At 51.4% G+C, this 20,439-nt stretch carries 19 protein-coding genes and 1 riboswitch; of the genes, 13 read left to right on the top strand and 6 right to left on the bottom strand.

The features are described 5' to 3' along the window. The 6 genes from TJ79_RS16665 to TJ79_RS16640 form a co-directional block, all read left to right on the top strand. On the top strand, window positions 1-1,063 hold a 1,063-nt coding region (locus TJ79_RS16665; RefSeq protein WP_040951480.1), incomplete at its 5' end, for an iron-containing alcohol dehydrogenase. A gap of 13 nt (window positions 1,064-1,076) precedes the next feature. Beyond that, on the top strand, window positions 1,077-1,826 hold the full coding sequence (locus TJ79_RS16660; RefSeq protein ID WP_040951469.1) for a phosphotransferase family protein: 750 nt from the start codon (window positions 1,077-1,079) through the stop codon (window positions 1,824-1,826). Window positions 1,827-1,881: 55 nt separating this feature from the next. Further along, window positions 1,882-2,121: a (2Fe-2S) ferredoxin domain-containing protein gene (locus TJ79_RS16655; RefSeq protein WP_040951468.1), complete on the top strand. Its 240-nt coding sequence runs from the start codon at window positions 1,882-1,884 to the stop codon at window positions 2,119-2,121. 23 nt (window positions 2,122-2,144) lie between these two features. Beyond that, on the top strand, window positions 2,145-3,818 hold the full coding sequence (locus tag TJ79_RS16650; RefSeq protein ID WP_040951467.1) for a [Fe-Fe] hydrogenase large subunit C-terminal domain-containing protein: 1,674 nt from the start codon (window positions 2,145-2,147) through the stop codon (window positions 3,816-3,818). Then, window positions 3,811-4,983: a SpoIIE family protein phosphatase gene (locus TJ79_RS16645; protein ID WP_040951466.1), complete on the top strand. Its 1,173-nt coding sequence runs from the start codon at window positions 3,811-3,813 to the stop codon at window positions 4,981-4,983. Before TJ79_RS16650 ends, TJ79_RS16645 begins: the two co-directional genes overlap by 8 nt. 220 nt (window positions 4,984-5,203) lie before the next feature. Then, window positions 5,204-6,631: a 4Fe-4S dicluster domain-containing protein gene (locus TJ79_RS16640; RefSeq protein WP_202903334.1), complete on the top strand. Its 1,428-nt coding sequence runs from the start codon at window positions 5,204-5,206 to the stop codon at window positions 6,629-6,631. Between the two features lie 29 nt (window positions 6,632-6,660). On the opposite strand, the gene TJ79_RS16635 is transcribed toward TJ79_RS16640, so the two are convergent. Both TJ79_RS16635 and TJ79_RS16630 read right to left on the bottom strand, forming a co-directional pair. Next, on the bottom strand, window positions 6,661-7,581 hold the full coding sequence (locus tag TJ79_RS16635) for a LysR family transcriptional regulator (protein ID WP_238323041.1): 921 nt from the start codon (window positions 7,579-7,581) through the stop codon (window positions 6,661-6,663). Window positions 7,582-7,591: 10 nt separating this feature from the next. Further along, window positions 7,592-8,233: a redox-sensing transcriptional repressor Rex gene (locus TJ79_RS16630; protein ID WP_040951463.1), complete on the bottom strand. Its 642-nt coding sequence runs from the start codon at window positions 8,231-8,233 to the stop codon at window positions 7,592-7,594. A gap of 213 nt (window positions 8,234-8,446) precedes the next feature. Here TJ79_RS16630 and TJ79_RS16625 point away from each other — a divergent pair, with 213 nt between their 5' ends. The 4 genes from TJ79_RS16625 to TJ79_RS16610 all read left to right on the top strand — a co-directional run bounded on the left by TJ79_RS16625 (window position 8,447) and on the right by TJ79_RS16610 (window position 14,542). Continuing rightward, on the top strand, window positions 8,447-9,622 hold the full coding sequence (locus tag TJ79_RS16625) for a serine hydrolase domain-containing protein (RefSeq protein WP_040951462.1): 1,176 nt from the start codon (window positions 8,447-8,449) through the stop codon (window positions 9,620-9,622). Window positions 9,623-9,789: 167 nt separating this feature from the next. Continuing rightward, window positions 9,790-10,077, top strand: coding sequence for a hypothetical protein (locus TJ79_RS16620; protein ID WP_040951461.1), 288 nt, complete (start codon window positions 9,790-9,792; stop codon window positions 10,075-10,077). Window positions 10,078-10,353: 276 nt separating this feature from the next. Next, the gene (locus TJ79_RS26075; RefSeq protein ID WP_052339673.1) at window positions 10,354-13,035 is read left to right on the top strand and encodes a hypothetical protein; all 2,682 of its coding nucleotides are present in this window, start codon (window positions 10,354-10,356) and stop codon (window positions 13,033-13,035) included. A gap of 49 nt (window positions 13,036-13,084) precedes the next feature. Beyond that, a riboswitch (cyclic di-AMP (ydaO/yuaA leader) is annotated at window positions 13,085-13,223 on the top strand. A gap of 206 nt (window positions 13,224-13,429) precedes the next feature. Beyond that, window positions 13,430-14,542: a KamA family radical SAM protein gene (locus tag TJ79_RS16610; protein ID WP_040951460.1), complete on the top strand. Its 1,113-nt coding sequence runs from the start codon at window positions 13,430-13,432 to the stop codon at window positions 14,540-14,542. Between the two features lie 190 nt (window positions 14,543-14,732). On the opposite strand, the gene TJ79_RS16605 is transcribed toward TJ79_RS16610, so the two are convergent. Continuing rightward, on the bottom strand, window positions 14,733-15,359 hold the full coding sequence (locus tag TJ79_RS16605) for a hypothetical protein (protein WP_040951459.1): 627 nt from the start codon (window positions 15,357-15,359) through the stop codon (window positions 14,733-14,735). A 214-nt stretch (window positions 15,360-15,573) separates the two neighbouring features. Here TJ79_RS16605 and TJ79_RS16600 point away from each other — a divergent pair, with 214 nt between their 5' ends. Together TJ79_RS16600 and copZ are read left to right on the top strand one after the other, a co-directional pair. Continuing rightward, entirely contained in the window at window positions 15,574-15,930 is a 357-nt protein-coding gene (locus TJ79_RS16600) for a metal-sensitive transcriptional regulator (protein WP_040951458.1), read from the top strand. Window positions 15,931-15,956: 26 nt separating this feature from the next. Then, window positions 15,957-16,154 (top strand): copper chaperone CopZ, encoded by a 198-nt coding sequence (copZ, locus tag TJ79_RS16595; protein ID WP_040951457.1) that lies wholly within the window; start codon window positions 15,957-15,959, stop codon window positions 16,152-16,154. A gap of 56 nt (window positions 16,155-16,210) precedes the next feature. Here the strand turns inward: copZ and TJ79_RS16590 are convergent, their stop codons facing one another. The 3 genes from TJ79_RS16590 to TJ79_RS27285 all read right to left on the bottom strand — a co-directional run bounded on the left by TJ79_RS16590 (window position 16,211) and on the right by TJ79_RS27285 (window position 18,371). After that, window positions 16,211-16,975 carry a divergent polysaccharide deacetylase family protein gene (locus TJ79_RS16590; RefSeq protein ID WP_155987923.1) on the bottom strand — a complete coding sequence of 255 codons (765 nt, stop codon included), beginning with the start codon at window positions 16,973-16,975 and terminating at the stop codon, window positions 16,211-16,213. 306 nt (window positions 16,976-17,281) lie between these two features. Further along, the gene (locus tag TJ79_RS16585; protein ID WP_040951456.1) at window positions 17,282-18,223 is read right to left on the bottom strand and encodes a hypothetical protein; all 942 of its coding nucleotides are present in this window, start codon (window positions 18,221-18,223) and stop codon (window positions 17,282-17,284) included. Next, the gene (locus TJ79_RS27285) at window positions 18,213-18,371 is read right to left on the bottom strand and encodes a hypothetical protein (RefSeq protein WP_155987921.1); all 159 of its coding nucleotides are present in this window, start codon (window positions 18,369-18,371) and stop codon (window positions 18,213-18,215) included. The genes TJ79_RS16585 and TJ79_RS27285 overlap by 11 nt, the downstream gene beginning before the upstream one ends. Before the next feature lie 262 nt (window positions 18,372-18,633). On the opposite strand from TJ79_RS27285, the gene TJ79_RS16580 reads away from it, so the two are divergent. Then, window positions 18,634-20,427, top strand: a complete 1,794-nt coding sequence (locus TJ79_RS16580) for a vWA domain-containing protein (protein ID WP_040951455.1) — start codon at window positions 18,634-18,636, stop codon at window positions 20,425-20,427. Window positions 20,428-20,439: the final 12 nt, after the last annotated feature.

The raw sequence follows: 20,439 nt of genomic DNA, 5'->3' as shown, positions 1-20,439 counted from the left end.
CGATGTGGCTCCCGATCCTTCCCTCGCATGTGCGAAAGAAGGCGCCGGTCAGATGGCCGCTTTTGAACCGGACTGCATCATTGCCTTGGGCGGCGGATCCGCGATGGACGCGGCCAAGATCATGTGGGTGATGTACGAGCATCCCGAAGCTGACTTCATGGACATGGCTATGCGCTTCATGGATATCCGCAAACGGGTGTACACCTTCCCGAAAATGGGCGAAAAAGCGTACTTTATCGCGGTTCCGACTTCCGCTGGTACCGGCTCCGAGGTTACTCCTTTTGCCGTTATCACCGACGAACAAACGGGCGTCAAATATCCGTTGGCTGACTATGAGCTCATGCCGAACATGGCTATCGTCGATGCCGATATGATGATGAACGCTCCGAAAGGGCTGACCAGCGCTTCCGGTATCGATGCATTGACCCATGCTCTCGAAGCTTATGCGGCCATGCTGGCTACCGATTACACCGACAGCTTGGCCTTGCGCGCCATCAAAATGATCTTCGAATACCTGCCGCGCGCTTACGACAACGGCCCGAACGATCCGGTTGCTCGGGAAAAGATGGCTAACGCCGCCACCATGGCCGGTATGGCCTTCGCTAATGCATTCCTGGGAGTTTGCCACTCGATGGGACACAAATTGGGTGCTTTCCACCATCTGCCTCACGGCGTAGCAAACGCGCTCTTGATCGATAAGGTGCTTCGCTTCAATGCGGCGGAAGTTCCGACGAAAATGGGTACTTTTTCGCAATACGACCATCCGCACACCTTGGCACGCTACGCAGAAATCGCCGATTATTTGAAGCTCGGCGGCGTGACCGATGAAGAGAAGCTGGAAAACTTGATTGTAGCCATCAACGACTTGAAAGCTCAAGTGGGCATCAAGAAAACCATCCGTGAATACGGCATAGAGGAGAAAAATTTCCTCGATCGCCTGGATGACATGGTGGAGCAGGCTTTTGACGATCAATGCACAGGAGCTAATCCCCGTTATCCGCTGTTTAGCGAAATCAAGACCATGTATCTGAACGCTTATTACGGTACAGCCGAAGAAGCTTGAGGAGGGGAAAGGGTTGAAATTAGAAAAGGTCATTGCGGTCCACACGTCCAAAACGGTTTATCATGATGGGAATTTGGCGATCAAAGTGTTCGATAAGGCATATTCCAAAGCGGATATCCTGAACGAAGCGCTCAACCATGCGAGAGTCGAGGAAACGGCGCTGCACGTTCCGGCGCTGCTCGATGTCGGTCTCGTCGAGGGGAAATGGGCCATCGTCACAGAGTTCGTCAAAGGCAAGACGTTGGCGCGGCTCATGGCGGAAGCTCCCGATCGCTTAGAGGAGTATTTGGAGCTTTTCGTGAATTTGCAAGTCGAGGTTCACGCTCAAAAAGCGCCGCTCTTAAACAAGCTGCAGGACAAGATGATCCGCAAAATTTCCGAGACTAATTTGGATGCAACGACACGTTATGATCTTTTCACCCGCCTGGATGCCATGCCGAAACATAACAAGGTTTGCCACGGCGATTTCAACCCGACCAATATCCTGATTACAGAGGAAGGCATTCCTTACATTCTGGATTGGTCCCATGCGAGTCAGGGCAATGCGTCCGCTGATGCAGCCCACACTTACATGCTATTCTGGCTGGCAGGGGATATCAGGATGGCAGACCGGTATATGGAGCTGTTCTGCTCCAAAAGCGGCACCGCGAAAGAGTATGTGCAAAAATGGCTGCCGCTGGTAGCAGCAGCTCAGCTGGTCAAAGGCAAACCGGAAGAGCGGGAGTTCCTCCTGCATTGGGTGAACGTTTTCGATTACGAATAAGCCAGGAGACGGCAAAGCCGTCGTTCACTTGTGAAGATATGGGAGGCTTTGAACGATGAAAATAACCATCTGTATCGGCAGCTCCTGCCATCTGAAGGGCTCCAGACAGATCGTGGAGGAACTGCAGTTTCTCGTCGCGGAAAACAATCTGGTGGATAAAGTTGAACTGGCCGGCACCTTTTGCATGGGCAATTGCATGAACGGTGTATCCGTCAAAATCGGTGAAGAGCCGTTTTCGGTCAAGCCTGAAACGACGAAATCGTTTTTCGAGGACGAGGTATTGAGCCGATTGTAGGGGAACAGCGAGGTGAATGCGGGATGACGAAGTTTCTTAATTTGAAAAAGTCCAACTGCAAAAACTGTTACAAATGCATCCGCCACTGTCCAGTCAAATCCATCCGCTTTTCCGGTAATCAAGCACATATAGTGGAAGACGAATGCATCCTGTGCGGCAAGTGCTTTGTGGTTTGCCCGCAAAATGCAAAGGAAATCGCAGATTCTACCGAAATGGCCAGGGTTATGCTCGGCGGCGACGAACCAGTCGTCGCCAGCATGGCCCCTTCTTTTGTTGCCCATTACGGAGTGGGGATCGCCCCCATTGAAGCGGCGCTGAAAAAGCTTGGATTTGCTGGAGCTGAAGAGACCGCCATTGGGGCGACGATGGTTAAAAAAGAATACGACCGGATGCTGAATGAAGGCCGAAGAGACATCGTGATATCCTCCTGTTGTCCTTCGGTCAATTTGCTTATTCAAACCTATTATCCCAAGGCACTGCCTTATCTTGCGGATGTCGTTTCTCCCATGGTCGCTCACTGCTTGGATATTAAACGGCGTATTCCCGGGGCGAAAACGGTTTTTATCGGGCCATGTCTATCAAAAAAAGATGAGGCTGAAAAATCGGGTGGCGCAGTGGATTGCGCCATGACCTTTGAGGAGCTAAGCCAGTGGCTGGAGGCGGAGAACATCCGCTTGGAAGCCGGCATGGACCAAACGGAGGAAAGCCGGGCACGGTTCTTCCCGACGACGGGCGGCATTTTGAAGACAATGCTCAAAAGCCGCGAGGATTACAGCTATATGGCCATTGACGGCGTGGAAAATTGCATGGCGGCTTTGGAGGATATCGGGGAAGGGAACCTGAGCCGCTGCTTTATCGAAATGTCCGCCTGCACAGGCAGCTGTATCGGGGGACCGGTCATGGGAAAAGCGCAGCGCGCTCCCGTGCGGTCTTACAATCAGGTAGCGACTTACGCCGGAAAGAAGGATTTCCCGGTAGATACTCTGCCTCCAGAGTTGATGTATAAACACGGTGTGATTCCCGGACCAAAGCCATCTGCGCCCGGAGTGGATGAGATCGAGGCAATTCTCCGGAAAATGGGCAAATCCAAGCGGGAGCATGAGCTGAACTGTGGCTCGTGCGGTTACAACACCTGCCGCGACAAGGCGTCTGCCGTCTATCAGGGAAAAGCCAATCTTTCCATGTGCCTCCCGTTCTTGAAGGACAAGGCGGAGAGCTTTTCGGAAAATATCATTCACAATACGCCCAATGGGATCATCGTGCTGAACGAGGATTTGGAAGTGCAACAGATCAACGTCGCCGCCAGACGGATCCTAAATCTGCGCAGTGCCGCGGAAGTCATGGGCGAGCCTATTGTCCGACTGTTGGACCCGAAGGATTTTCAGACCGTCAGATCCACCGGCAGAAGCATCCGAGACCGCAAACGATATTTGGCCGAGTACGAACGCTATGTGGAAGAAACGATCATCTACGATAAGGAGTACCGCATTTTGATTGGCATCTTGAGAGATATCACGGATTTGGAGAAGGACCGGGTCCGCAAAGAAAGCTTCAACCGGCAAACCGTAGACATAGCTGACAAGGTGGTGGAGAAGCAGATGAGAGTCGTACAGGAAATTGCCTCTCTACTAGGCGAAACCGTCGCCGAAACGAAAATCGCTTTAACCAAGCTAAAGAAGTCGATCGAAGATGAATAATCTCTGTCTGGATATCGGCTGGCAAAGCATCAACAAGCACGGGGAACAGTTATGCGGTGATCACATAGATATCGTTCATCAGGACGAAAATTCGACCATTATGGTTCTTGCGGACGGCTTGGGAAGCGGCGTGAAAGCCAACATTTTATCGACGCTGACGGCGAAAATCATCTCGACGATGATGGCGGAGGGCCTCGGTATCGAGGATTGCGTCACAACCATCGCGGCGACCTTACCCGTATGTTCGGTCCGGGGCGTCGCCTATTCTACTTTTACCATTATCCGCATTGTGAACAACGAGGAAGCGGAGATCATCCAGTACGACAATCCCATGGTTATGCTGCTCCGCGACGGAGTCCATCAGGAGATTCCCGTAACCGAGCTGACCATCGGCGGCAAAACCGCCTACCATTCCCGGATCGCCCTGCGGGAAAACGATATTATGCTCACCGTCAGCGATGGAGCCATTCACGCCGGCGTCGGGCTTTCTCTCAATTTCGGCTGGGATCGGAAAGAAATCATCACTTACATGGAGCCTCTCTGCCATGTCGGGTTTACCGCAAAGACCCTTGCGACGATTCTGCTCGATGAATGCAGCAAGCTCTACGGCGGCAAACCAGGCGACGACACCAGTGTATGCGCCATCCGCGTCCGGAAAAGAGAGCCGATGAACCTGATCATCGGTCCGCCTGCCAACCGCAACGACTGCAGCCGGATGATGTCGCTCTTTTTCTCGAAGGAGGGCAAACACATCGTTTGCGGCGGCACCACGTCATCGATCGCAGCGGAATATTTGAACAGGAAGCTCGTGCCGAATCTGGAGTACCCTGATCCGGATATCCCGCCGACCGCCGTCATTGACGGAGTGGATTTGGTGACGGAAGGGGTAATCACGATCAACAGGGTGTTGAGTTACGCCAAGGATTACCTGGCGGACAACGAATCCTATGGGATCTGGAGCCTGAAAAAAGACGGGGCTTCGCAAATCGCCAGGCTGTTGTTCGAGGAGGCCACTGACATCAATTTTTTCGTCGGCAGAGCGGTCAATCCGGCCCATCAGAACCAGGATCTCCCTATCGACTTCAATATCAAAATGCGGCTGGTAGACGAGTTGGCCACGCACCTGAAGGGCATGGGGAAGACGATCAAAGTCAGCTATTTTTAGATAGATAAGTTGAACGAAAGAAAAGGATGAAGGAGCGGAGAAACCGATTGTTCTGGAAAAGCGTCAGCGGTCGCCTTTGCGATCAGATTCCTTCCTTATATGAGATTATCTAATCATGGAATCTGAGCGCAACAGCGACTCTCCAGAATAATCAGGTTTTGCAGAGACGGAATCCTTACTATCGTTCGTTCAACTTATATAGATGGAAAGAAGGATCTCTATGAGAAGATTCGACACGCAGGTGCAAGAACTGAAGTATCAGGTGCTTCGGGAGGTAGCGCATCAAGCCTTTGCCGACAAACTGCTGGAAACCCTCTTGGACATTCCTAAAATCATCGCGCCTGGACCCGAGGCGAAAACCCGCTGCTGCGTATACAAGGAGCGGGCGATTTTGGCGGAACGGGTCAAGTTAGCGGTTGGCGGCGACAAAGGCAATCCCAACATCATCGAAGTGATCGAGCTTGCTTGCGACGAATGCCCGGTTGGCGGCTATGAAGTAACGGACGCTTGCCGGGGCTGCATTGCCCACCGCTGCGAAGGGAGCTGTAGGCGGGGAGCCATCACCTTCGACCAGCATCAGAAAGCGCATATCGACAAATCCAAATGCGTGGAATGCGGGCAGTGTGCGAAGGTTTGCCCTTACAGCGCCATCGTCAACAACAAGCGCCCATGCGAGAATGCATGCAAAGTCAAGGCAATCCGGATGAGCGAAACGAAAGCGGCGCAAATCGATAACGATACCTGCATTTCCTGTGGCGCTTGTGTCCACCAGTGTCCTTTTGGCGCCATCATGGATAAGTCATTTCTTCTGAATGTGGTCGACCTGATCAAGAAAAGCGATAACAATGAGAAATACAAACTTTATGCCGTTGTAGCTCCCTCCATCTCCAGCCAGTTTACGTATGCAAAACTTGGGCAGGTGATCAGCGGCATCAAGAAGCTGGGCTTTTATCACGTGGTGGAAGCTGCGTTGGGAGCCGACATGGTGGCTTTTGAAGAATCGAAGGAGCTTGTGGAGAAGGGGTTCTTGACGAGTTCCTGCTGTCCCGCCTTCGTGAGTTACGTAGAGAAGCAATTTCCGACGTTGGTCCAACACGTTTCCCACAACCTCTCCCCAATGGCGATGATTGCTAAGTTTATCAAAGAGACGACTCCCGGCGCCAAAGTGGTGTTTATCGGCCCATGTACGGCCAAGAAGATGGAGTTTCAGAAGGAGGACGTCCGTCCCTATGTGGACAGCGTGATCACCTTTGAGGAACTGCAAGCTTTGTTCGACAGTTGCGATATCGACATTACCCGTCTGGAGGAGGATGTCCTGGACAACGCCTCCTATTACGGGCGGATCTTCGCCCGCAGCGGCGGGCTTGCCGATGCCGTCCGGCAGGCGCTTCAGGAGCATGGCCTGTCCGATTTTCCTTATCAGCCCATTGCCTGCGACGGCATCGAAGCCAGCAAAGCCGCACTGCAAAAAGCGGTGAGAGGTAGTCTCGACGCCAACTTCATCGAAGGCATGGCCTGCACCGGCGGATGTATCGGCGGCGCCGGCTGTCTGACCCATGGCATGAAGGACAAGAGTGAAGTGGATAAGTACGGCATGGAGGCTTACGAGAAACGAATCGGTGATGCCGTCAGCCTGCTGAAAATTTGATTCAAGTGCTTAAGGAACCGGAAAGACGATCACGGCAGTAAGCCGAGGTCGTCCCGTATTCCGGATAATTCGGCAAGAAACCGCTCGTCCACGTCTGTGCGCGCGTATCCTTTTCGATAAACAAGGAGATCTTTATACACCGGTGACGGGGTGGAGCATTTCCGTTGCACTACCCCATACCGGTCCAACTGCTCCTGTGGCAGGGGAGATACCCATATATAGCTTTTATGGTTTTGATTTAGCAAATCGAATTGGCTGCCGCGCTCATAAATGGAAATTTGCCTTCTTTGGCCTCTTTTGTTCTGGTTCATTGCCGCTTCTGTAGTAGAAAGATAAGGAACGGCTAAATCTCCGTGTACGATTTCGACGCCGTCATGAAGATCGGCAGGGGTAATGGTATCCGCTAAAGCTAAGTGGTTGTTTTTGGACATGAGAAGGCAGGGTTCAAACTCCCATATCGTTTCGAACTCCAGCTTGTCTTTGATGAAGTTCAGAAAGTAACTTTCATGGTTTTTCTGGTATCGGATGATGCCCAGGTTGTATTCTTCTTCCGTCACGTTTTTGATCGTCTTCATGGAATTGGTTTCTTTGAAGTTGATTTCCAAATCCTTATCCGCGTCTAACTTGCTCACGAATAGAGTGAAGGCGTGGGAGATGTAGCTGGCCCGCGGGGCGGACAGGCTGAACGCGATTTTGTTGGCTTTCTCCGTCTTATAGATGGACTCCATTTTATCGATCTGGGCTAAAATGCTTTTCGCATAACCGATGAATTCTTCGCCTTTCGGCGTCGGCACCATTCCCCGGGAAGTCCGCTTGAAAATCGTGATCCCGACGGATGACTCCAGCTCTTTTACGGCTTTGCTTAAATTCGGCTGATTCATATACAGACGTTCGGCCGCGAGGGATATGGAACCCGCTTTGGCGATTTCCACGATATATTGTAGGTGCATGGTGTTCACGTCAAGCTCTCCATCCCATCTGGTTTCTTTTTAAGTGTTGAGATAATGCAGCAAGAGAAGCTGCCATGTTCTCGTTTTGGACGAGAATCGTTTCCGGAACCTGCAAATGAACAGGAGCAAAATTCCAAATGGCTTGAATCCCGGCATCTACGAGCTTGTCGCAAATGTCCTGGGCAACGCCAGCAGGAACGGCTATTACGCCAATGGGTACCCTCAACCGGCTGACCAAGCGGGGAAGCTGCTCCAAAGGAAACACCTTTTTTTCGTTGATCTCGGTATGGCAAACCTCTTGATCCGTATCGAACGCCGCGATGATTTTGACCCCATGGCTCTCGAATTCCCCGTAAGACAGAAGCGCTCTACCCAACTGCCCCGCTCCGACCAAAACGGCTTCGCTGCTGTTGTTGTAGCCCAACATTTCGATGATGTTCCGGATTAGCTCGTCTACCTTGAACCCGCTTTTCGGCCTACCTACCGTGCCGGTGCTTGCCAGATCCTTTCGCACCAGAACTGAATTGATATTCATCTCTTCGGCCATGACCGTCGCGGAGATCGTGGAAAAGCCTTGGCTTTTTTTGTGGTACAAATAATTCAAATAGCCGGGTAGCCGCCTGAACGCGGATTTGGATACCGTTATGCTCATCTCATGCCTCCGAAGGTTCGATCAAAATATATCGATATAAAAACACTGATATATTTTCTGAGAGTAAGGCAAAAGAAGAAGCGCGGCAATGAGGAGAATCACTCTAATTCCAGGGGTTGAATCATGATAGCGAAGTGGTAAAATGGGATGGAATCAGGCGGGACATCCGTCTCGTCGTCCATTTTGAATATGTGATAAGGAGTCTAAAACCTCATGCTGGATCAAATCACCGTTTCTCGAATGAAACAAACGCTGCGGGAGAGTATCGACAATAATGAAATCTCCGGCGCGAATATGATGATCATCAAAGACGGCCAGGAAGTGTTTTATCATGAAGATGGATTGGCTGACCGGGAAGCGTGGACTCCCATTTCGCGGGATTCTATCTTCCGGCTTTATTCGTTTTCCAAGCCGATTACCGCTGCATCCGTCATGATTCTGGTGGAGCGGGGGGTTATCGACATTTACGATCCTGTTAGCCGCTTTTTGCCAGGCTTTAAAAACCAGAAGGTTGCACAAAACGGTGAACTGGTTCCTGCGGTTCGCGAGGTTACGATTCACGATTTGCTCAGCATGACCTCCGGGTTGGTATATGGCGGTGAAGATCTGGCAGGAAAAGCAACGGGCGAGTTGTTTCAGGAGATCGAACGTGGCTTGTACAGCGATGCCCCGATTAACACCTTGGATGCCATGAATCGTTTAGGAACCTTCCCGCTTTTCTTCCAGCCGGGTGCCTCTTGGCAATATGGTTCCTCAGCCGATGTGCTGGGCGCGGTTGTCGAAGTCGCAAGCGGCATGGGATTCGGGGATTTTCTGCAAAAAGAAATGTTCTCTCCTCTCGGCATGACCGATACGGGTTTTTGGGTGCCGGACGCCAAACGGTCGAGACTTACGAAGACCTATGAAAACACCCCGGACGGCGGAATGCAGCCTTATACGGGCAACAATTTGGGGATTCTGCAAAAGATGGACCGCGAACCTGCTTTTGAGTCCGGCGGTGCCGGCCTGGTGTCGACCATCGACGATGCAGCCCGTTTTACCACGATGCTCATGAACGGCGGCACGTTAGATGGCGCGCAAATTTTGAAGCCAAGAACCGTCCGCTATTTGACCTCTTCCACTTTGTCCGCTTCGCAGCAGCAGGCTTTTGAAGCTTGGAACTCGTTAAGTGGGCACAGCTACGGCAACCTGATGCGCGTCATGACCGACACAAGCCGGTCCGGGATTCTCGGCAGCCTTGGCGAATATGGCTGGGACGGCTGGCTGGGAGCTTATTTCTGCAATTGCCCCAGCGACGGCTTGACCATCCTGTTCATGACGCAAAAGAGAGATGCGGGAACGCTGCCGATCACTCGCAAGCTGCGGAATATCGTATTTAGCAATCTATAAGATTGGTTCGTAAGATATCGATAACCTACGAACGGTATATTTTTCAATCCCCACTGCCTGATTCCAAGGCGGTGGTTTTTTTTATTATGCTGCCATTCAAGGATTTTCTACTATTTACAAAATGGAAGAATTGCGATTCTCATCAACGAAAAGGGTAGAAAGACCGAATGTCGATAAAGGAACAACTGCAAGAAGCGCTTCAGCTCGGCGAACGAGAGGGGTATCAAACGCTGTTTGCAGAAATAGAGGATAGCTGCGTTTTGCTGAGAGAATTTGCGGAGAGGATAGCCAAAGGATATATGCCAGAGCTGTATAACGGTATATCCCGCGATTATCTGCAAGGTATACTGGTATATACTGGAGCCCGCGCCGTTCGTCATACAGCCCTCGAAGCCGAGCAGCTTCTATATGTGAATGCTCTTACCCCAAGAGAATTAGAAATCTTGACATTGTAGGCGGAGGGCGGGTGCAGGCGATTCGCGCGGCAAAACAACTGAAGCTGATCCCTTGAGCGATGAATTCGCAAACCGCCAGGTGAGCGGATTCTTCTTTTGGCTGCCCGTTCCCCATAAAAGATATACCCCCCTCATATATCTTTTGGCAGACTGCATATCGGAACACGGCTGGTAGCATGAAGCTATGAGCAACCGCTTAAAGGAATGCTCACAGCCGGGGAAATCTTCCGGCAGAAGATCCGGAAAGGATCGCATACCAATGAGGAGGGTTATTTTATGGGCAGCTGTACATGGACAGGGCAAGCATTAACCGACAATTGGGACAATCAAAAGAATTGGGATCCGCAGCAAGTTCCGCAGGATATGGATGACATTATTATTCCGGGTAGGCCTACCGCGAAAAATCAAGGGCCGGTCGTTCCAAAGGAAATGCGAGTCCGTAATCTGACTCTGAGCGGCGATTGCTACTTGTCGGGGTCAAAGCTGTCCGTAGCGGAGACTTTTACATTTGAGAGCGGAACACTGAACACCAACGTCGAGATCGAATCAGGCGGAAAATTGTCTTGTTCCGGCAGCACAAACAAAAACGTCAGGGCTATTACGATCACGAATAATGGCACCATTTCCATGGAGGGCGGCAAGATCCTCATGTCGGAAGGGGCAGTGATCCGCAATCTTAACCGAGTGGAGTGCACCTCTTCGACGGAATTGTTCTGGTTAGCCGGGGTGCCGGTTACCTTCGAGAATAACGGTATCTTGTCGGTCAGAAATGGGCTGGTTCCCGTTTTTTCCGATACGACGATGACGATGAACGGAGTCGGACTGATCAACAAAGGCCGCATTAGCGTCGATTCCGGTATCCTGCAATTGGATGGACCCGGAGGGAAGCACCGTCTTCTTCATGGTTCCAGCATTACCTGCGGAGGCGGAGATGCACGGGTCCGGGTTTCCGATGGTGGGGTAGCCGTCGTGGAAGGCGTCGTCATGGTCGATGCCATAGGCGTGTTCGAAATTGGCGAAAACGGATCACTTTCTGACATCGCGGTGCCGGCAGGCAGCCCTTTGCCGTTATTGGACTGTAATGGCACGCTGCTTTGGTCGGGAGGAACGCTGTCAGTAGACGTGAAGCTGGAGCAGACCGGCCGCTTGAAGACAGTAGGGGTGCCGATCAAATTCATGTACGACAACATCATCGATAATTACGGCACCATCGATTTTACGGATGAAACCAACATGCAGTTCGGAGGCGGCGGAAAGATCGTCAATCATTCTCTGCTGCAGTTTCATCACAACGCCAATCTGAAATTTGGATACGGGAAGGGCGGCTCCATCGATAATCAAGGTACGATGAAGCTGCTCGCGATGAATGCCTCCTCGCAGGAATTTCCACGGGTCTCGTTTTCCGACGTCGGCTTTCAATCGAGCAGCGCCGTAAATCTGGAGGCTGGCCAACTGCGCTTCGAGATCGGCGCCTATACGCTCAAGCAAGGAGCAAGCTTTACGGGCCAAGGGAAGGTTGTATTGGCTGGAGGCACGCTGTCTCTGGAAGGCGATGCTACCGTCAGTGCGGAAACGACGTTTGAATTGACGAATAAAGGGATGCTGAATCTTACGTCAACGACAACCGTACCGAAGAAGCAGATGATCGTTAGTGGCCAGTTTCTTTGGTCTGGCGGGACATTGAAAAGCCAGCTGACATTGAATGAGGCCAGTACTTGCAGGATATCCGGGGACAAGGACAAATATCTGTATGAAGGCGTGATCGTTAATAGCGGGTTGGTTACTTGGCAGGGGACTGGCACTTTAGCCTTAGGTGGTGGTGGGAAGTTCACGAATACGCTCAAGGGGAGATTAACCTCTGAAGAAAATGTGCGTATGTACTGGAGCTATGGTAGCACACCCGTTTTTGAAAACCGAGGCTCCATCGAAGTTACAGGCGGGATGATGCTGATGGACAGCATGACGCTGTCGAATTACGGTTCGATCAATATCGGTCCGGGGCAGCTGAAGTTTCAGGGCTCCGGCACGTTCCAACAGCAGGATGGGACGGTCCGATTGATCGACGGTACACTTGCCTCCGTGGGAACCGGTCCGCTATTATTCTTGAATAATGGGGTTATATGCGGCAGCGGTACCGTCGATGGCACCCTTCAGCATGCGGGCGGCTCCATCAGCCCGGGCTACGACATCTACGGCGGCCTGATTCGGATTACCGGGAACTATAATCAATTGGCGGATGCCTGCGAGCTCTTCTTTTCCATTTCCGGTATCCTTGCGGAGGCGGGCTACTCCATTCTGAATGTCACGGGAAAAGCGACATTGCGCGGGGGGATGTCGCTTCCATTGGGTGACGGATATTCTCCCGAAGACGGCGATACTTTCCCGGTGCTGCAGTTTGGCTCCGTCCAAGGCCGCTTTCGCAAAGTGAACCGGCCTTATTTTCAGACGGATCATACGCTCATCGAAACGTACGGGGCAACCGCGGTAACCCTTGAAGCCGTCACGCCGGTTATTCTGGCCACTCGGCTTGGGGCTAATGCGTCGGTTACTTTGGCGACAAGGCATGATTCCGGCATCGTCGATAACGCCTTTGCCGTTCAAAACATAGCGGATACCGCCCAAGGGCTGCCCGCTTCGCTCAGCCAATACGGCAATGCGCCTGGTGGTACAGTTTCGCTTGCGACGCATCTGCTTGTCGGCATGAGTGTGCTGGCGCAGACGAACAGCTACAGCGTCGTCGAGATCGCAGGCGGCTCCCACTCGACCGCTTCACGCCATTACCAAGGCGTCGCCTTTGATATCAACGAGCTTAACGGCAGGCATATTGGTGCGACTCATCCGACATTCCGTGCGTTTATGCAAGCTTGCCGCGATCTTGGCGCCACGGAGGTGCTCGGCCCCGGCGACACCAACCATGAAACCCATGTGCATGCGGCATGGCCGGTCGGCTCGGTTTAAAGGAGTGCCGGTATATTCCCAGTTTGACGAAACCTTCCATCTTCGGTATGATAAAAATACGCTTAATTTCCGAATGTTCTGAATTTGGAAAGCGGGGGAACCATTTTTTTGGGGCGAATCATTTCATTGTAGGGAACCATCTTTCCCGAGCCCGGCAGCTAACCTCGTCAGCAGTGGATGGGTCAAAATCCTCTTGTGACAATGCTTGCATTTATTGACCCGTAGACAGCGGGTCTTTTTTATGGATAGGCCCGCGCATGCATAGGACTGTGCCTTTATGGTCGGTGCTGCGATACGGGTCTTTTTTATTTGCTCGCTGCCCATCCTCGATCCTTGCGAAAGGAGGAAGAACCGCTCATCGGTTACCTAACTTACAATCAAGGAGGAGCATCCTATGGCGCAGCCCAAATACATCACGGACATCGATAAAATCCGGGAACTTTCCGAGGAAGTACGGAGAAAGCTCAAACCGATAACGGAAAAATACCCTTTTCGTGCGAACGATTATTATCTGAAGTTGATTGACTGGCAGGACCCTCACGATCCGATCAGAAAACTGATTATCCCGGGTGATGAGGAGGTTTTGAATTACGGTTGTTTGGATGCCTCCGACGAGGATGCCAATTATGTGGTTCCGGGGTGCCAACATAAATACCACACCACCGCCTTACTGCTCGTATCGGAGGTATGCGGGTCCTATTGCCGGTATTGCTTCCGTAAGCGGCTCTTTTTGGACGATGTCAGTGAGGCTTCCGCTAATGTCGATCCGGGAATCTCTTATATCGCTGAGCATCCGGAGATCAACAACGTGCTTTTGACCGGCGGAGACAGCTTGATCTTATCCACAGCCCGGCTGGCCAGTATTTTGGAGAGGCTGCGGGCGATCAAACATGTGAAAATCATTCGGCTCGGTTCCAAGATGCCGGTCTTTAATCCGATGCGCATCTATGAGGACTCTGCGTTACTTGAATTACTACGCACTTTATCAACGGTGGAGAAGCGAATCTATGTTATGGCCCATATCAACCATCCCCGTGAATTGACTTTTGAAGCCAAAAAAGCGATTCACGCATTGCATAACGCCGGGGTCATTGTGGTGAATCAAACTCCCATTTTGAAAGGGATAAACGATGATCCCGAGGTTCTGAGTGAATTGCTGGATAAGCTGTCTTGGGCGGGCGTGAACCCTTATTATTTCTTCATCAATCGGCCGGTCGCCGGCAACCGCGGATTTGTTTTACCCTTGGAGAGAGTGTACCGGATTGTAGAGCAAGCGAAAGCTCGGACCTCGGGACTCGGCAAAAGAGTGCGTTTATCCATGAGCCACGCATCGGGGAAAATCGAAATATTGGCCATCGAAAGCGGCAAAGCTTACCTCAAATATCATCAATCGAAGGATGGGTTGTACGGAAAATTCATGATCCTGGATTGTCCCCCGGATGCGGCTTGGTTTGACGATTTGCCCGGAAGCGGAGAACATTGGAAGAAGCCGGCGAAAACGGTTTGACTTATAAGAAAGAATACCCCTTTCCTAACCGGAGAGGGGTATTTAAGTATAGTCATTTGTGGCAAGGCCGGAGTGGGAAAGTTAATGGTAGGAGAAGCTGAGCCGGGAGATCGCGGATGAACAATACGAGTGGCTGCTGCGCTGGAAGAACTTGTGCGAAAGAAAACGCACATTTTAATACTCGTTCGGTTTAATCTTTATACGTGATGGACTTCAAGATCCCAATAACCAGATCTTTAGTTTCGGATTCTTTATCGTTTCGGGTAAGTTCCAAGACATAGACGGCTTTTCCCGGCACGGTGATGATCCCATAATAGATATCATGGGTCCCGGTGATGCCTGATGCTGCTGTTCCGTTGTCCATATCAAGGGTGATAAATTGGCATTTGCCCGCCGGGATATCGAAGGTTTCGTCTGCCGTTACGGAGCTGTGGTTCGGTTTATCGGTTTCATTAAACTTATAACTGCCGGAATCTCGCGGTGCTATGCTGCCTACAGGATTCTGCTTAGGGTCGATAAACGAGTACTGTAGTGGATCCGAATCGGCGAGCGCCCAGCCTTTAGGCAGATCGATGTGTAGGTGGGACAGATCACCTTTATGCAGAGCGGCAAAATCGGGAGTAGCCGATGGTGCGGCGGTTGGCGATTGAGTGGATGGAGTGGAGGGTAGTGCGGAAGCGACAGATGCTGCCGTTTGAGCGATAATCGACGATGTAGGTTCTGAGACGAGTGGATGAGCGGAGCTGGTGCTCCCGCATCCGGCAAGGATTGCGGCTAGAATAAGGGGTATTCCCTTTCTTAAAGTTGGGATGAGCATGACGACGCCTCCGTGTATTCGTTCGTATTACTTTACTGATATGTTCGGCAAAAATATGACGAAGACCTTTAATTCTTGAACAACTTCCATGGTGCTATCGAATATGTGCAGAAAAACAACCGACTGTCAGATAGTATGATCAGCCGGTTTACTAAAATGAGATATTGACATACCCATAGGGGGTATAGTATATTTTGGTGGCGAGGTGAAAAAGATGGCAGATGTCGAGAAACCTGCGGAAGAGCACGGGACTCACGGCGAACTTGAGGATGCCTGTTGCACGGCGGGTAGCGAAAGAAGAAGCCACCATTCCGACAAGATGAAAAGCAATCTGATTTCCCGACTGAACCGGATCGAGGGACAGATACGCGGGGTAAAGGGCATGCTGGAGCGGGATACTTACTGTGACGACGTGCTGAACCAGATTGCGGCGATTCAGTCGGCGCTGAATGGCGTTGGTAAGCTATTGCTCGAAGGGCATATGAAAAGCTGTGTCGTAGAGCGCATCCAAGCCGGTGAACATGAGGTCATCGATGAACTGCTCGTTACCGTGAATAAATTGCTCAAATAAATTCCAAAACAAAGGAGACGAGATTCATGCAAGCTACGCTGCAAGTAAAAGGCATGTCCTGTCAGCATTGCGTCAATTCCGTTGAAAAGGCGGTCAAAGAAGTCGGCGGTTCCGCCCAAGTCGATTTGAAAAACGGTTCGGTAACCGTTCAATTTGACGAAAGCGCCGTAACGTTGGATACCGTGAAGCAAGCCATTGAAGATCAGGGCTACGACGTCGCATAACACTAATTTTAAGGAACAAGCTTGCGGTGACGCAGGCTTGTTTTTTTATTTAATCCTTATCGGGGGATCGGCTGCGGCCAGGGCAGCATGTCCGAAAGGTGCACGAATTCCGCTTCCTTTTGCAGAGCGGGGATGGCTTCGCGCAGCGCCGAAGAGGTGATTTTCCCCGGAACACCGACATGCCCAATGACGATCAAATCCGCTTCTTTGCGGGATTTCTCAAAGAGCAGCCGAATTTGCTTGGATACGTGGGCGTGGGTGTATACGTCGTCCAGAAACAGGCCGTTCTGCAGCAAAGGAACTCCTGCTCGGGTCGACTCTTCGGGAGCTTTGCTTGTGGGGGTTGTTTTGCTGTCCAGAAAAAAGAGCCCCTTCTCCCGGCAAACCTGCATGATGACCGCCATCACCCGAGGATCGGAGGTTGCTTTCGATCCCATATGGTTGTTGATGCCGATGGCATGGGGAACGTTGGCGATAGCTCCTTCCACCCGCTTGCGGATTTCATCATCCGTCAAGTCTGTCGTGATTGCTCCTGGACCGAGCCAGCTTTTTTTGCCGTGGAAAGGCTCCATGGGCATATGAACGAGGACTTCATGTCCTTTTTTAAAAGCGGCTTCCGCATCCTGCTTTGAAGTAGGCAGGAAGGGCATGATCGCCACGGTTAATGGAATCGGCAAATTCAGCATGTCTTGTGTGCCTTGCATGCCGTTGCCAAGATCGTCGATGACGATGGCGATGCGATGAGAGGCGAGCCGAGACGGATCCGCCGCGGCCTGTATGTTCCCAAGTGGAACAACGCCGGCGCTGATCGCCGACAGCATAAGCGATAGGATGAGAATTCGGGAATATCGAACCCTTTTCTTACCTCCGGTGGAAAACATAAGACTATACCAGCCCCCTTTCATTATTTCCATGGTTATCTTGTTCATGAGGGCTGATCTTATACGTTTACATGCTTAAGAGCTTGGATGGCGCATAGTTCCGGGGGATAGCAATTGCAATTGTCGAAAAATGCTACAAAATGTTTCATGTTTTTTGCATAAATCGAGGGCCAAGTTACGTCTATATAAAGAAAAGCGCTCCTCGCGGACGCGCTCTTCTTTTTCATTTCCGATTGATCAGGCCATTTAGATCAGCCTCTGGATCTCCTCGTCACCAGCATAATGGGTATTCGCGATTTGTCGCACACGCTGAACGAGCTCGGGATAAGGGCGTCCCTGCGCACCGGATATCATCTGACACAGCCGGCGGAACCGGTCCCGGGGCAAGAAAGCGGCATAATCGCCGATCAGATCCTGGCAGAAGGGGAGGTTCCTTTTCGCATAAAGGGCTGCACTCGCTACGTTGGTCAGCAGCTTGGGCCCGTACTCCTGCTTATCGATCTTCCACCGGTACCGCAGCACATAATCGATGGTGTGTTCTCGGATCAGGGCCGGATTGACCTTGGAGACTTCCCACAGATGAAGATTGAACAGCTTGCTGTAGGCATGGGGAACGACGCTTTCCAACTCCAGATCCATATCCTTGCGCAAGACGAAATGGCCGAGGCATACCATTTTGTTAACCTTAATCCGTTCATCCAGCTTGAAATGTCCGATTTCCCGCAGTTTTTCATAGCATTCCTTGTAACGGGCTGCGTCATAGTCCAAGCCGGCGGCGTTCTCGTCGGAGCTTAAGCCTTTGGCAATTTGCGCAACGTTCTTTTCAAAAGCGCGGCTTAGCCGGTACATCTTGAGAATAGGATGGTAGAAGCGATACAGGCCCAAGGAAAAAAGCAGAAGCACCGCACCGCATGCAGCGGTGATCATCTTCTCCTTACCGCTATCAGCCAAGTAGACGGCCGACAAAACGGCGAGTAAAAGAAGCGACGTTTCAACGGCAAGCCTGATCCATTCCGCGTTCCGGCCAAGTTTGGCAACGGGCATAAACGCCGTCTTTTTACCGCAGGAGGAGCAGGTGTCTCCCGGTAAGGCGGTGAAGGCGCCGCATTTGCGGCATAGCCGCAGTCGCTCGTAGCGGGTGGCAGTCACATGGGGCTTGGAAAAATGGACGGCGGCTTTATCGTTCATCTTCCATGTCCCTCCCCGGATTCAACATTTTCAAGAGCTTCAGATCCAATTCCTGCTGGGAAGGATTGCGGCGGCTGCTCCATCGGAAGACCAGCCATTTTACGAGAATATAAACGGCTACCGCCGAAATAAGCAAATAAGGGAACATCTGGAACACCTGCCCGTATAAAAGTCATGGGGAACCCGTTTTTTCTTAACTATACCCCTGATGTCTGTCCTGCAAAAGATAGAAAGCAATAGTATTTTTTACATTCAAAAGGTATGATTACTAATAGATTCGCAAATTTTGCAATCTATTGAAAAAGAGGTAAAACAGCCTATAGGTTCATTTTACTATCGGCTGTGTCATGTTTCTAGTCTTTCGCCGGGGGGATAGGCGCTTAACCATAGAAGATATCGGAGGGAAAGCTGTGAGAGAGAGAAAAAAAGGCGCATACCGGTATGTAGCAGGTTGGTTGTCTTTGGCGGTTCTCGCCGCGACTTTACTATTAGGCAAACCAAGCTATGCAGCGGATACTGCGGATCAGAGGCTGGATGCGGTACTGGCGGTAGACGTCAGCACCTCGATGAATAACAGCGATTCAAAGCATATCGCTAACGAAGCGATGAAGATGTTTGTGGATATGACCTCGCCTACGGGCGATAAAATCGGCGTAATCGCCTATACTGACCAGATAATCCGGGAAAAAGCGCTGCTTACACTCCAGGTGCCGCAAGACAAAGAGGATTTGAAGACGTTTATCGATCAATTGGTTCGTGGGCCCTATACCGACATCGCCGTCGGTGTCAAAGAATCGTTGAAAGTTTTGGAAGCGGGCCGGGAACCGGATCATCATCCGATGATCGTTTTGCTGGCAGATGGCAACAACTCTTTGCAAAAAGGCCGCAGTCAGGAAGCATCCGACAAGGAGCTGACGGCAGCGGTGGAGAAGGCGAAAGCTGAAGGCATCCGCATTTACACCATCGGGCTTAACGCTGACGGCAAGCTGAATAAGTCGGTTTTGGAAAAGATCGCAAGCGATACCGGGGGCCTATCTTTCGTAACGGATACGGCGGACACGCTGCCGCAAATTTTAAGCGAAATCTTTGCCAGCCAGCTCAAGCTAAAGGTCGTCCCCCTTCAAGGGTTTACGGCTAACGGCAGCTATCAGGAAGTGAAAGTTCCGATTCCTAATGCGAATGTTCTAGAAGCGAATATTTCCATTGTGTCACAGCAGCCTGTGGAAGTGAAGCTGTACGACCCTTCAGGCAAATCCATCCCTTATCCATCGGATCAGCTGCTCTATTCCAGATCCACCTCCTATACGCTGCTTAAGCTGATGAAGCCGGCGCAGGGAGATTGGAAGCTGATGGTCAAGGGCGTCTCCCAGGACAAAATCGACATTAATTTGGTTTTCAATTACGATCTCTCCCTTGTCATGGAGCCATTGTCCGGTTCCTCCTTTAAGAAAGGCGACAAGGTGAGCGTTAAAGCCCATCTGGAATCGGGGGGCGCACCCTTAGCCGATGCGGATCTGATGAAATCCCTCAAATCGACGCTTTTGGTCACCGACCTTGCGACGAAGAAAACGGAGGAATTCCCGCTCACAAAGGACGGCAGCGATTTTACCGGCGAGTGGGTCATTCCCGACAGCAACAAGTATGAGGTGAAAGCGAGGGTAGAGGACGCCAGCTTCTACCGGGATTCCGATGCGGCTGTGGTGGATGCTTCGGCGGGCACGAGCCAGCAGGGTCAAAGCCCGTCGCCGACACCGGCAGTACCGGCTGAGAAGAAACCCTTTCCTTGGCTCAGCGTAATAATCGGAGCGGTTGTCCTCATCGTGGCGGCTGTTGCGGCATTTTTGGTTATGAGCCGCATCCGGAAAGCCAACCTTGGCTTTGTTGGTCAAATGATCGTTGAAGTGCGGGACGAAAATACCGGCGACCGCACGAATCCGAACTATAAGAAGCTGAACGCCTTCAAGGGCCAATTCAAGCTGCATCAGCTGCTTCAATTGGCTCCGGAATTGGCGGAAACCGATAAGATCCTGTTCACGCCAGGCAAGGGCGACACGATCATCCTGATCAACCGGTCCGGCTGCGTCATCGAGAGAGCGGGCCGGGCAGTGGACGCTGGCAAAGGCATCGAAATCCGCAAGAACGATCGGCTGAAGATCACGCTGCAAAACGTCAATAAATCTATACAGTTGGAGTATATTTTGTAATCTATTCCGGTT

Origin of the sequence: Gorillibacterium massiliense (assembly GCF_000455485.1) — a bacterium.
GTDB classification, from domain to species: Bacteria; Bacillota; Bacilli; order Paenibacillales; family NBRC-103111; genus Gorillibacterium; species Gorillibacterium massiliense.
The sequence above is the reverse complement of the archived record's forward strand: the minus strand, read 5'-3'. Positions and strand labels throughout refer to the sequence as shown.